This is a genomic window from Streptomyces sp. NPDC088766, assembly GCF_044750845.1.
Lineage (GTDB): Bacteria > Actinomycetota > Actinomycetes > Streptomycetales > Streptomycetaceae > Streptomyces.
This window is the reverse complement of the sequence record NZ_JBIVKQ010000038.1, coordinates 1-12,503: the sequence shown is the minus strand read 5'-3', so window position 1 is coordinate 12,503 and position 12,503 is coordinate 1. Positions and strand designations below refer to the sequence as shown.

Annotated in this window: 9 protein-coding genes; 3 read left to right on the top strand and 6 right to left on the bottom strand. The window is 74.3% G+C overall.

Features of this window, described 5'->3' with window-relative positions; genetic code table 11:
• Positions 1 to 9 precede the first annotated feature (9 nt).
• From ACIP5W_RS33670 to rpsA, 4 genes are all read right to left on the bottom strand, one after another.
• The gene (locus tag ACIP5W_RS33670) at positions 10 to 390 is read right to left on the bottom strand and encodes a tetratricopeptide repeat protein (RefSeq protein ID WP_363087312.1); all 381 of its coding nucleotides are present in this window, start codon (positions 388 to 390) and stop codon (positions 10 to 12) included.
• A gap of 50 nt (positions 391 to 440) precedes the next feature.
• Positions 441 to 1,094, bottom strand: coding sequence for a dephospho-CoA kinase (coaE, locus tag ACIP5W_RS33665; protein WP_401481525.1), 654 nt, complete (start codon positions 1,092 to 1,094; stop codon positions 441 to 443).
• Positions 1,095 to 1,151: 57 nt separating this feature from the next.
• Positions 1,152 to 2,090: a PAC2 family protein gene (locus ACIP5W_RS33660; RefSeq protein ID WP_366062343.1), complete on the bottom strand. Its 939-nt coding sequence runs from the start codon at positions 2,088 to 2,090 to the stop codon at positions 1,152 to 1,154.
• A gap of 440 nt (positions 2,091 to 2,530) precedes the next feature.
• Positions 2,531 to 4,030 carry a 30S ribosomal protein S1 gene (rpsA, locus tag ACIP5W_RS33655; RefSeq protein WP_401481523.1) on the bottom strand — a complete coding sequence of 500 codons (1,500 nt, stop codon included), beginning with the start codon at positions 4,028 to 4,030 and terminating at the stop codon, positions 2,531 to 2,533.
• Positions 4,031 to 4,347: 317 nt separating this feature from the next.
• Between rpsA and ACIP5W_RS33650 the strand changes: the two genes are divergently transcribed.
• A complete protein-coding gene (locus ACIP5W_RS33650; protein ID WP_401481521.1) occupies positions 4,348 to 5,232 on the top strand; it encodes a class I SAM-dependent methyltransferase in 885 nt (294 codons plus the stop codon).
• A 309-nt stretch (positions 5,233 to 5,541) separates the two neighbouring features.
• Positions 5,542 to 8,121 carry an ATP-dependent helicase HrpB gene (gene hrpB, locus ACIP5W_RS33645; protein ID WP_401481519.1) on the top strand — a complete coding sequence of 860 codons (2,580 nt, stop codon included), beginning with the start codon at positions 5,542 to 5,544 and terminating at the stop codon, positions 8,119 to 8,121.
• 508 nt (positions 8,122 to 8,629) lie between these two features.
• Here the strand turns inward: hrpB and ACIP5W_RS33640 are convergent.
• On the bottom strand, positions 8,630 to 10,423 hold the full coding sequence (locus tag ACIP5W_RS33640) for a lytic murein transglycosylase (RefSeq protein WP_401481517.1): 1,794 nt from the start codon (positions 10,421 to 10,423) through the stop codon (positions 8,630 to 8,632).
• A gap of 338 nt (positions 10,424 to 10,761) precedes the next feature.
• Between ACIP5W_RS33640 and ACIP5W_RS33635 the strand changes: the two genes are divergently transcribed.
• The gene (locus ACIP5W_RS33635) at positions 10,762 to 11,604 is read left to right on the top strand and encodes a DUF4184 family protein (protein ID WP_401481515.1); all 843 of its coding nucleotides are present in this window, start codon (positions 10,762 to 10,764) and stop codon (positions 11,602 to 11,604) included.
• A gap of 27 nt (positions 11,605 to 11,631) precedes the next feature.
• On the opposite strand, the gene ACIP5W_RS33630 is transcribed toward ACIP5W_RS33635, so the two are convergent.
• Positions 11,632 to 12,012 carry a hypothetical protein gene (locus ACIP5W_RS33630; protein WP_401481513.1) on the bottom strand — a complete coding sequence of 127 codons (381 nt, stop codon included), beginning with the start codon at positions 12,010 to 12,012 and terminating at the stop codon, positions 11,632 to 11,634.
• Positions 12,013 to 12,503: the final 491 nt, after the last annotated feature.

The window sequence follows — 12,503 nt, the reverse complement described above, 5'->3', positions numbered from 1 at the left end:
GGCAGGACACTAGGACTCGAACCGTGCCGCTTTCAGGTACTGCGGGTTCGGGTCCAGTGCGGCGGCCAGGCGGAAGTGCCTCTTCGCCTGGTCGGCACGGCCCTGCCGCTCGTAGGTGCGGGCGAGCGCGAAGTGGGCGAACGCGTTGTCCGGCTCGCGCTCCAGGACGATCGTGAACTCCAGTTCGGCGGGTCGCAGTTGTGCGGCGGCGAAGAAGGCTCGCGCGCGCAGCAGCCGGGCGGCGGTGTTCTCGGGGTACGCGGCGATGACACCGTCGAGCAGTTTCACCGCGCCCCGCGGATCCCGTGCGGCGAGCAGTTGCTCGGCGGCACGGAAGTCGATGACGTGCGTCTCCGGAGTACGTCCGGTCGAACCGCTGGTTTCGGGCACGGAAAATTCCTTCCCTCACTCATGGCGTTCAACGCGCGCGGCGCGGGCCGCTATTCCTCGGGCCGCTCACCGGACCGCTCGCGGGGCCCTTCGCCGTCCCGCTCCGCCGTCCGCGCCCGGCGGACCAGGTCGGCCCACACGTCCTTGACGCGTCGCTCCAGGTCGGGCAGGGGTACGTCGTTGTCGATGACGATGTCGGCGATCCCCCGCCGCTGCTCGCGGGTCGCCTGCGCCGCCATCCGCGCGCGGGCGTCGTCCTCGGTCATTCCGCGCAGCCGCACGAGCCGGTCGAGCTGGGTGGCGGGGTCGGCGTCGACGACCACGACCACGTCGTAGAGGGGGGCGAGCCCGTTCTCGGTGAGGAGGGGGACGTCGTGGACGACGACGGCGTCCTGGGGGGCGGCGGTCTCCAGGTCGCGGGACCGGGCGCCGACCAGCGGGTGCACGATCGCGTTGAGCGCGGCGAGCTTGTCGGGGTCGGCGAAGACGAGCGAGCCGAGCCTGGGCCGGTCGAGGGCGCCGTCCGCGGCGAGGACGCCCTCGCCGAAGGTCTCGACGACCTTCGCGAGGCCGGGCGTTCCCGGCGCGACGACCTCGCGCGCGATGCGGTCCGCGTCGATCAGTACGGCGCCGCACTCGACGAGCAGCCGGGACACCTCGCTCTTGCCGGCGCCGATCCCGCCGGTCAGGCCCACCTTCAGCATGACGGGAAGCTTAGGGCCTGCCGCCGGCGGGGCGCGCGGCAGACCCCGGGAGGGCTCTCAGCCCTCGCCCTCCCGCTCGGCCAGGAACTTCTCGAACTCCCGCCCGATCTCGTCGGCGGACGGGATGTCGACCGGCTCGGCGAGCATGTTGCCGCGGGTCTCGGCGCCCGCGGCGGCGTCGTACTGGTGCTCCAGGCCCTGGACGAGGGCCGTCAGCTCCTCGTCGCCCTCCTGGATCTGGCGGTCGATCTCGGTCTGCGTGCGGTGCGCGTCGGTGCGAAGGGCGTGCGCGATGCTCGGCAGGACGAGTCCGGTGGCGGAGGTGATGGCTTCCAGGACGGTCAGGGCGGCGTCCGGGTAGGCGGAGCGCGCGATGTAGTGCGGGACGTGCGCGGCGACGCCCAGGATGTCGTGTCCGGCCTCCATGAGGCGGTACTCGACGAGGGCCTCGGCGCTGCCCGGGACCTGGGCCTCTTCGAAGGGGCTGCGCTGGCCGGGGACGAGGTCGGTGCGGTTGCCGTGCGGGGTGAGGCCCACCGGGCGGGTGTGCGGCACGCCCATGGGGATGCCGTGGAAGTTCACCGACAGGCGGACGCCGAGGCGCTCCACGATCTGCTTCACGGCCGCGGCGAAGCGCTCCCACTCGACGTCCGGCTCGGGGCCGGACAGCAGCAGGAAGGGCGCTCCGGTGGCGTCCTGGACGAGCCTGACCTCGATGCCGGGTTCCTCGTAGTCCGTCCACCGGTCGCGCTGGAAGGTCAGCAGCGGGCGGCGGGCGCGGTAGTCCACCAGTCGGTCGTGGTCGAAGCGGGCGACGACCTGGTGGGGCAGCGAGTCGAGAAGCCGGTCGACGATCTGGTCGCCGGTCTCACCCGCGTCGATGTATCCGTCGAAGTGGTAGAGCATGACAAGTCCGGCCGACTCCTGGGCGAGCGCCATGTCGACGACGGCCAGCCCCTTCGGCTCCCATGCGTACAAACCCTGCGGATCAAGCACTTGGACCGCTCCTCCTCGTGTTCGTACTGCACAACGCCCCGGAGAGCAGGGGCATTCCCGGCCCACGCCCTTGATCGGTCGGCGTCGTGCGGCCCGCGCGGGCCGATCGGGCAGGCCGGGCAGGTCGGGCCGGTCGGGCCGGGGAAGCGGGCACGCGCGCGTGGCGGGCGGTCACGGCACGGCACGGCGTACGGGGTGGACGGGTGGGGACGCGGGCCTCGCGGCGGCGACCGGCACGACCGTCCGCCGGCGGCACCGTCCGATGCCCGGGAAGAGCGTCGCACCGCCGGGTTACGGCCCGTCGGCTCCTCGGGTGTCCCGTACGTTTCCTCGCGGGTGCCTCGCCGGGAGGGCGCACCGGCCGCCGCCCGGGAACAGCACCGAGGGCCCGCACCTCGAAAGGTGCGGGCCCTCGGTCATGAGCTACTGCTCAGCGGGCGTCAGCTCTGCCCACCGGCCAGCTTCTCGCGGAGCGCGGCGAGCGCCTCGTCCGAAGCGAGGGCACCGGAGGTGTCCGCACCCTCGGAGGAGTACGAACCGCCACCGCCACCGGACGCGGCCGGAGCGGCGGCCTCGCCACCCTCGGCGGCAGCCGCGGCGTCGGCCTCGCGGGACTTGATGACCTGCTGCTGGTGCTGCTCGAAGCGGGTCTGCGCCTCGGCGTACTGGTGCTCCCACGCCTCGCGCTGGGTCTCGTAGCCCTCGAGCCAGTCGTTGGTCTCGGGGTCGAAGCCCTCGGGGTAGATGTAGTTGCCCTGGTCGTCGTACGACGCGGCCATGCCGTAGAGCGTCGGGTCGAACTCGACCGAGGCCGGGTCCGAGCCGAAGGCCTCGTTGGCCTGCTTCAGCGAGAGGCTGATGCGGCGACGCTCGAGGTCGATGTCGATGACCTTGACGAAGATCTCGTCGTTGACCTGGACGACCTGCTCCGGGATCTCCACGTGGCGCTCGGCCAGCTCGGAGATGTGGACCAGACCCTCGATGCCCTCGTCCACGCGGACGAACGCACCGAACGGAACCAGCTTCGTGACCTTGCCGGGCACGACCTGGCCGATCTGGTGGGTGCGGGCGAACTGCTGCCACGGGTCTTCCTGGGTCGCCTTCAGCGACAGGGAGACACGCTCGCGGTCCATGTCCACGTCGAGGACCTCGACGGTGACTTCCTGGCCGACCTCGACAACCTCGGAGGGGTGGTCGATGTGCTTCCAGGAGAGCTCGGAGACGTGCACGAGACCGTCGACGCCACCCAGGTCCACGAAGGCACCGAAGTTGACGATCGAGGACACGACGCCGGAGCGGACCTGACCCTTCTGAAGGGTGGTGAGGAACGTCTGGCGAACCTCGGACTGGGTCTGCTCCAGCCAGGCACGGCGGGACAGGACCACGTTGTTGCGGTTCTTGTCCAGCTCGATGATCTTGGCCTCGAGCTCCTTGCCCACGTAGGGCTGGAGGTCGCGGACACGGCGCATCTCGACGAGGGAAGCCGGCAGGAAGCCACGGAGGCCGATGTCGAGGATGAGACCACCCTTGACGACCTCGATGACGGTACCGGTGACGATGCCGTCCTCTTCCTTGATCTTCTCGATGGTGCCCCAGGCGCGCTCGTACTGGGCGCGCTTCTTCGAGAGGATCAGGCGGCCTTCCTTGTCCTCCTTCTGGAGGACGAGGGCCTCGATCTCGTCGCCGACGGCGACCACGTCGTTCGGGTCGACGTCGTGCTTGATCGAGAGCTCGCGGCTCGGGATGACACCTTCGGTCTTGTAACCGATGTCGAGCAGGACCTCGTCCCGGTCGACCTTCACGATGACGCCGTCGACGATGTCGCCGTCGTTGAAGTACTTGATCGTCTCGTCGATCGCGGCGAGGAAGGCTTCCTCGTTACCGATGTCGTTGACCGCAACCTGCGGGGTGGTGGCGGTGGTCTCGGTGCTGCTCGTCATGTGGGAAAGGGCTCCGGTACGGACAGAGAGTCGTAGGTACTGCTTACGCCGGGAGCCCGTTTCGCTCTGCAGAAGGCCGGACAGCCAAGGAAGCGCCCACCGAAACGGTTATGGCGCCTCGACAACCGAGGGGACATACATACAGATGCGAGCACGACCTGCTACGTCTGAGGTGCGCAGGCCCGCAGCGCAACTTGTAGCATACGGGGGCAGCCGGGCAGGGTCAATGCGCGAAGGCGCACACCCGGGGCGGATCGCCGCAATCCCGGCACACGACCTCTCTTCCGAGGCCACGCAGGCCGCAGGAAGCCCTCCCGGTGACACCGCGGGGGCGCATCCCGAGTCGGGTTGGACGGAAGAGTACGACGAGGGAGCCGATCATCCAAGAGCCCGTATCGTCCGAGCCGGCGTTCGAGCCGGAAGCCACCCGCCGCGAGGCCGGTGTCGCGGAGAGCGCGCGTGCCAATCGCGGCTGGTGGGACCGCAACGCGGACGAGTACCAGATCGAGCACGGCACGTTCCTCGGCGACGACCGCTTCGTGTGGGGTCCCGAGGGCCTGGACGAGGTGGAGGCCGAGCTGCTCGGCCCGCCGGAGGACCTGAAGGGGAAGGCGGTCCTGGAGATCGGCGCCGGCGCGGCCCAGTGCGCGCGCTGGCTGGCCGCCCAGGGGGCCCGTCCGGTCGCCCTGGACGTCTCCCACCGCCAGCTCCAGCACGCACTGCGGATCGGCGCGGCGTTCCCGCTGGTGTGCGCCGACGCGGCCGTCCTGCCGTTCGCGGACGGCTCCTTCGACCTGGCCTGCTCCGCGTACGGGGCGCTGCCCTTCGTCGCCGACCCGGTGCTGGTCCTGAAGGAGGTGCGCCGGGTGCTGCGGCCGGGCGGGCGCTTCGTCTTCTCGGTGACCCATCCGATCCGCTGGGCCTTCCCCGACGAGCCGGGCCCCGAGGGCCTGTCCGTCGCCTCGTCGTACTTCGACCGCACGCCCTACGTCGAGCAGGACGACGAGGGCCGGGCGGTGTACGTCGAGCACCACCGGACGATCGGCGACCGGGTCCGTGACGTCGTGGCGGGGGGCTTCCGGCTGGTGGACCTGGTCGAGCCGGAGTGGCCGGCCTGGAACACGGCGGAGTGGGGCGGCTGGTCCCCGCTGCGCGGCGGTCTGATCCCGGGCACGGCGATCTTCGTCTGCGAGCGGGACTAGGGTCTTTCGTCCGGATCAGGCCGGATCAGGGAGCGGGGTCCGGTGCCGGGGACACCTCCCACGCCTTTCGGGCAGTGGGGGGCACCGCAGGGCGGAGGAGGGCGCCGTGGCCGAGCCTCGGCAACCGACGACAACGCGGCGGTGGAGGCACCTCCCGCTCGGGCGAAGCCGAGAGCGGGCGAACGGTGCCAGGGCCCGCAAGCCCGGCATGATCCGAACGGGAGGCCCTGGCCCGCATGCCTCGCGCCGGCCCGCACGCGCGTGCGTGCGTGCGGGGGCGCTTCCCCCGGGCGTACGACACTGGGTGGCGTGATCCGTGACGACGCCCTGGACGCGCTGCCCGTGCGGGCCGCCCTGCCCGCCCTGCACGACGCCCTGGCCGGGCGGGGGACCGCCGTGCTGGCGGCGCCGCCCGGCACCGGGAAGACGACGCTGGTGCCGCTCGCGCTGGCCGGGCTGGTGGGCGGGGGGCCGGTCCGGCGGGTGGTGGTGGCGGAGCCGCGGCGGATCGCGGCGCGCGCGGCGGCCCGCCGGATGGCGTGGCTGCTCGGCGAGCGGACCGGCGGGAGCGTCGGGTACACCGTGCGCGGCGAGCGCGTCGTCGGGCGGCACACGCGCGTGGAGGTCGTCACCACCGGTGTGCTGCTCCAGCGCCTGCAGCGCGACCAGGAGCTGACCGGGGTCGACGTGGTGGTGCTGGACGAGTGCCACGAGCGGCATCTGGACGCGGACACGGCGGCCGCCTTCCTGTGGGACGTGCGCGAGACGCTCCGCCCCGAGCTGGGGCTGGTCGCCGCGTCGGCGACGACCGACACGGAGGGCTGGTCCCGGCTGCTGGGGGGCGCGCCGGTGGTCGAGGCCCACGGATCGTCGTACGGCGTCGAGGTGGTGTGGGCGCCTCCGGCCCGGCCGGTACGGCCGCCGCACGGCATGTCGGTGGACCCCGCGCTGCTCGCGCACGTGGCGTCGGTGGTGCGGCGGGCACTGGCGGAGCGGCCGGGGGACGTGCTGTGTTTCCTGCCCGGGGTCGGCGAGATCGCGCGGGTCGCGGGACGGCTCGCGGACCTGGGCGGGGTGGACGTGCTCCAGGTGCACGGGCGGGCGCCCGCGGCGGTGCAGGACGCGGTGCTGGCTCCCGGGGAGCGTCGCCGGGTCGTGCTGGCCACGTCCGTCGCCGAGTCGTCGCTGACGGTGCCGGGTGTGCGGGTGGTGGTGGACTCGGGCCTGGCGCGCGAGCCGCGGGTGGACCACGCGCGCGGGCTGAGCGCGCTGGCGACGGTGCGGGCGTCCGTCGCGGCGGGACGGCAGCGGGCCGGGCGGGCCGGGCGTGAGGCGCCGGGCGTCGTGTACCGCTGCTGGGCGGAGGCGGAGAACGCCCGTCTGCCGCGCTTCCCGGCACCGGAGATCAAGGTGGCCGATCTGACGGCGTTCGCGCTCCAGGCGGCCTGCTGGGGTGATCCCGGGGCGTCCGGGCTCGCGCTGCTGGATCCGCCGCCGGCTGGGGCGATGGCGGCGGCGGGCCGGCTGCTGCGGGCGGTCGGGGCGGTGGACGCGGCGGGCCGTGCCACGGAGCGCGGGGTACGGCTGACGCGGGCGGGGCTGCACCCGCGGCTGGGGCGGGCGCTGCTCGACGGGGCCGCACTGGTGGGGGCGGAGCGGGCCGCGGAGGTGGTCGCCCTGCTGAGCGAGGAGGCTCCGCGGGAGTACGGCGACGATCTCGCGGGTGCGCTGCGCGCGGCCCGGCGCGGGGGTGACGCGTACGCGGGGCGCTGGCGGGCGGAGGTACGGCGGCTGCGGGCCGTGGCGACGGGGTTCGCCGGCCCGGCGCAGGGGCGCGTGGCGACGGAGCCGGCCGGCCCGGCGGGAGGGCCCGTGGCGACGGCGAGCGCCGCCGGGGGGCCGTCGGTGCCGGCCGGCGAGGACGGCCGCGTCGGTGTCGTGGCCGCGCTCGCCTTTCCCGAGCGGGTCGCCAGGGCGGACGGCGGCTCGTACCTGATGGTGTCCGGGACGCGGGCCGAGGTCCGCGACGGGTCGGGGCTGCGCGGCGCGCCGTGGATCGCGGTCGCCGTCGCCGACCGGCCCGTCGGCAAGGGGCACGCACGGGTGCAGCTCGCGGCGGTCGTCGACGAGGAGGTCGCCCGGTTCGCGGCGGGCGCCCTGCTCGACGTACGCGAGGAGGTCCACTGGGCGGAGGGGGACGTCGTGGCCCGGCGGGTGGAGCGGCTCGGGGCCGTGGAGCTGGTGGCGCGGCCGCTGCGGGAGGCCGCCGCCGGGCTCGTACGGGAGGTGCTGCTCGAAGGACTGCGGCAGGAGGGGTGGGGGCTGCTGCGGTGGTCGCCTCAGGCGCGGGGGCTGCGGCAGCGCCTGGCGTTCCTCAGGACGCATCTCGGGGAGCCGTGGCCGGACGTCTCCGACACGGCGCTGCACGCGCGTGTGGACGAGTGGCTGGAGCCCGAACTGAGCCGGGCCCGGCGCCGGGGTGATCTGGCGCGGATCGATGCCGGGGCGGCGCTCGCGCGGCTGCTGCCCTGGGCGTCCGGGGAGGCGGCACGGCTGGACGAGCTGGCGCCGGAGCGGATCACGGTGCCGAGCGGGTCGGGAATCCGGATCGACTACGCCGACCCCGGACAGCCGGTGCTGGCGGTGAAGCTCCAGGAGATGTTCGGGCTCCAGGAGACACCGCGGGTGGCGGGGGTGCCGCTGCTGGTGCACCTGCTCTCCCCCGCCGGGCGGCCCGCGGCCGTGACCGCCGACCTCGCCTCCTTCTGGAAGGACGGATACCGGGGCGTGCGGGCGGAGCTGCGGGGCCGGTATCCCAAGCATCCGTGGCCGGAGGACCCGGCCGGTGCCGAGCCCACCCGGCACACCAACGCGCGGCTCGGGCGGTGACCGGTTCGGGACCGGCCACGGGGACCGGCTCCGGGTCGGCGGGGCGCCGGCCGCGGGCCTCGGGGTACGGCGACAGGACGAGCAGCGGGACGCCGAGGACGAGGAGGCCCCCGGGGAAGCCCCCGGGCAGGCAGGACGTCGTCAGCGGGACCAGGGTGCGGTCGGCGGCGACCGGGCCGGGTGTGCTCGATGTGGTCCTCGCGCGTCTTCACGTGGCCGGCGAACGCCGTCACCTAGTCGCGGCCGCCGAGGAGGGGGCCGCCGGGCGGTTCCTCCCGCTGGATCTCCTCGCCGCGGACAGGTGCGCCGCGGACAGGTGCGCCGCGGACGGGTGCGACCCGGAATCTGCGGACGGCGGTGCACCGGCGGGCGGCGCCGGGCGCACCGGAGCCGACGGTTCGCCAGGCCGGGCACCGTGGCAGCGGGCGGGCGGGGTGAGCACGGGTCGCGCACCACCGGCGGCGCCCCGCTCGCGTGGTGCGGGGCGCCGCCGCTGGTGCGGGGGCCCTCAGCCGGCCGTCGTCGACCCGGAGGGGCTCGGGGAGGTGCTCTCGGAGGGGGTGCCCGAAGGGGTTTCCGAGGGGGTGTCCGACGGGGCCGGCGTGGACGACGGTGCCGCCGTGACGGTCAGTTCGACCGTGAGGGTGGCGCCGCCCTCGGTGGTGACGCGCAGCAGGTAGGTGCCGGCGGTGTCGTCCGCGTACAGCTTGGGGAGCGTCAGCAGGCCGTTCGCGTCCGTGCGGAGGTCCGTCAGGGTGCGGACGGGGTTGCCGGCCGCGTCCTTGAAGTAGGGGCCCTTGTCGTTCGCGGTCGGGTCGTCGGCCGCCTTCACGAGCGTGGCGGTGGCCGCGACCTTGTCCGCCGGGGCGCCCTTGTAGGTGGCCTTCACCTCGACCCGGTCGGCGAACTCGCCGCCCGCGACGCAGGTCAGGGCGGTCGAGCCGGTGCGGGCCAGGGTGTCGGCGGCCCGCGCGGTGACCGTGGCCGAGTAGCTCATGGCCGCGACCGTGCGGCCCACGACGACGGCGCGGACCGTGAAGGTGCCGGTCTCCTCCCCCGCCTGGAGGGCGGGCGCCGTGGCGATGCCCCGGCTGTCGGTGATGACCGTGGCGACGCTCTCGCCCCCCGCGAAGGTGGTGTCGGTGTCGCCGACGATCGTGAAGCGGACCCGGACCTTGGCGACGGCCGTACCGGCCTTGGTCTCGGTGCGGGTGCTGATCCGGTCGCCGAACGCGTCGCCCGCCATGGCGGTGAGCCGCGCCGTGCCCGCGTCCTCCAGGTGGTGCACCGTGTCGGTCGGTGTCGTCGGCGCGGGGGGCGTGGTGGCCGGCGGCGTGGTCGCCGGGGGCTCGGTGGCGGGGGGCGTGGCCGCAGGGGGCTCGGTGGGGGGCGGGGTCGTCCTGGGCGGCGTGGGGGACGGGGACGGCGAGGTGGTCGTGCCGCCGCCGCTGTTCGCGTCGCTGCGGTTGTCCGGCAGGGTGCCGGTGCCGTCCGGAACCTCGTGCGTGCCCTTGCGGTAGTACTCCAGCCACGACACGACGGTGTTGTAGTAGTCCGTCGAGTTGTTGTAGCTCAGGATCGCGCTGCGCAGGCCGGCGTCGGTGGACATGTCCCAGCTGTAGCGGCACAGGTAGTGACCGGCGGCGAGCGCGGCGTCGTAGACGTTGTTGGGGTCCTTGCGGCCGTCGCCGTTGCCGTCGCGGCCGGCCCACTCCCAGGTGGAGGGGATGAACTGCATGGGGCCGACGGCGCGGTCGTGCGTGGTGTCGCGGTCGAAGGCGCCGTTGTCGGTGTCGCTGATATTGGCGAAGCCGTTGCCGTCGAGGACCGGGCCGAGGATGGCCGAGCGGGTGGTGCCGTCGGCGTCGACGCTGCCGCCGCGGGCGTGGCCGGACTCCACCTTGCCGATGGCGGCGAGGAGTTCCCAGGGCATGTTGCAGCCGGGCTTGGACTCGGCGAGGGCCGACGCGGCCTTCTTGTAGGCGTCCAGGACGGTCGCGGGGATGCCGGCCTCCGCCTCCCCGGTGCCGACCGGGGTGGTGCCGGTGCTCTGGCCGGGCGCCGGGGCGGGGCTCTTCAGCGGCGGCAGGTCCGTGTAGTACGGCGAGTTGCCGGTGGCGCTCTCGTCGGTCCCGGTGGCCGGGCCGCCGTCGGCGGACGGGGTGTTCGCGGCGGTCCGTCCGCCCGCACCGCCGGCCGTGACGTCGGGTGCCTGGGAGGCGGCCAGAGCCGCGACCGCCAACGCGGCCACGGTGGTGTTGACCGCGCCCTTGCGCAGCCTGCTGCCGAAATGCGCCGACATGAAGTGAACCCCTCCCGTGGACACTCGAGCGCCCGTCCTCGTCCGTCTCGCCCGTCCCGTGGGACGCCTTGCCTCACTCGTCCCTCGGGGGACGACCCGTCGGCCGCGAAGGTTGCGGTCACGGGCGGTTTGCGCTGATCTGTTCGGTTGTCCGACCGCCATTCGCACGGCGGCGGCCCAGGCGACCCTACGACAACTTCTTTGCGACCGGCACCCGTTCGAACCCGGTGTTCACCGCCCGGCCATGTGCCGTGGGGCGCCGGAGGCGTCCCGCATACTGGTCGGGTCGTCGACGTCCGGGCCGGTGGGCCCGGCAACATCCTTGCCGGGGAGCCTGGTTGCCGTTCACGCTGAGTCATGCGGCGGCCGTGCTGCCCGCCGTGCGCGCCGACGGGACCGGCCGCGGGCGCCTGGTGCCCGCCGTCCTCGTCGCGGGGTCGTTCGCTCCCGACATGACCTACTACGCGGCCAGTGTCCGGTCCGGGGCGATGGAGTTCGGGGACGTCACGCATTCCTTCCCCGGTGTCCTCACCGTCGACGTGCTGACGGCCTGGGCGCTGGTGGGGTTGTGGCTGCTGGTGCGCGAGCCGCTCGTGGCGCTGCTGCCACGGGCACGCCAGGGCCGTACCGCCGTCCTGACGCGCTGCGGGGCGCCACGCGCGCGTGTCAGGCCGTCGACGGTGGCGTGGTGGTACGTGTCCGCGGTCCTCGGCGCGCTGACGCACGTCGTCTGGGACGCCTTCACCCACCTCGACCGGTGGGGCATGCGGGTGTTCCCGGTCCTCGGCGAGACGGTCGCGGGCTCACCGTTGTACTGGTATCTCCAGTACGGCGGTTCGGCGGTCGCGGCGGCCGTGATCGCCGCGTTCGTCATGCGCGCGCTGCGCCGGACCCCTGCGGCCGAGCCGCTCGGGGTGCCGGTGCTGTCGGCGCGCGACCGCTGGTGGGCGGCGGCCGTGATCGGCGGCTGCGCCCTGACCGCGGCGGCCCGCCGGGCGCTGCGCTGGTGGGACCGGTGGGGACCGGACAGCAAGCCCTACGAGCTGATCCCGACCCTGTGCTTCGGGGCGGGGGCCGGGCTGCTGCTGGGGGTCGTGCTGTACGCCGCGGGGGTGCGGTCGCGGCGCGGACCGGGGCGGCCTTCGCGGGAGCGGGAGAGGGACGAGGTGGGCGTCGGGTGAGCGGCGGTGAACACTCGCCGGCCTGGATCAGCGCCCGCCGCAACGGTCGGCGCCGGGTGCCGCACTCACGACGAAGACCGGGATACGGCGGCCCGCGCGCGGCCCGGGGAGCCGGCGCAGGGCGGCGAGGCCGAGGGCCAGGTAGCCGCGGACCGTCCCGGTCCCGGGACGCCAGGCGCCGTCCGGGCGGACGAGCAGGGCGAGGCCCCGGCGCCGCAGGCGTACGGCCGCCTCGCGCAGCGCCTTGAGAGGGGTCCCGGGGACGCGGGGCGTCCCGGCGCCGGGCGCGAGGGCGGGAAACGGTCGCCCCGAGGGCGTCGCGTCGGGGCCGACTCGCCTTTTCCCGGCGGTGGCCGTGGCGTGAACGCGTGCGGAGGCCTTCCGGCGGTGAAGCATGCGTATACCCATGGCCGCATCCTGGCGGTCCCCCGCCCACAAGGGCCCCTTCTCGGGGGCCACGCGGGTGAGGGCCCTTCGGGGCACGGGGCCCTTCGGGGATGCAGGGGGTGGAGGCGGAGGGGAGCTGCGGGCGAGCGGGTGGTCGGCGGCGAAGGGAGAGGGTTCGGGAGCCGGGGATGTGAGCGGTGAGCGCGCGAGGCAGTCCTACGGGAACGGGGCCGGTGCGGGCGCCGGGGGGCGGGTGGGACAGGGAGGGGACCCCGCCGCTGCGGGTGGAGTCCCCTTCCGCCGGTGCCGGTCCCAGGGCGTGTTTCGAAAGTCCCTCCCCCGGAGGGGGTGCCCCCAGCCCGGCGACGCCTGGCACGCACTCCCCCGGAGGGGGCACCCCCAGCCGCGTTGTCGGAATCACCCCGGTACAACCAGTATCGGGGCGACCCTCCGCCTTGCGATCGCACGCACCGGACGCCGCCGGGCCTGCCCTTCGGGCAGACGACGCCACT

Coding starts and splice junctions, on each gene's coding strand:
- coaE (WP_401481525.1), bottom strand. CDS start 1,094: ATGCTGAAGGTGGGCCTGACCGGCGGGATCGGCGCCGGCAAGAGCGAG.
- rpsA (WP_401481523.1), bottom strand. CDS start 4,030: ATGACGAGCAGCACCGAGACCACCGCCACCACCCCGCAGGTTGCGGTC.
- ACIP5W_RS33640 (WP_401481517.1), bottom strand. CDS start 10,423: ATGTCGGCGCATTTCGGCAGCAGGCTGCGCAAGGGCGCGGTCAACACC.
- ACIP5W_RS33630 (WP_401481513.1), bottom strand. CDS start 12,012: ATGGGTATACGCATGCTTCACCGCCGGAAGGCCTCCGCACGCGTTCAC.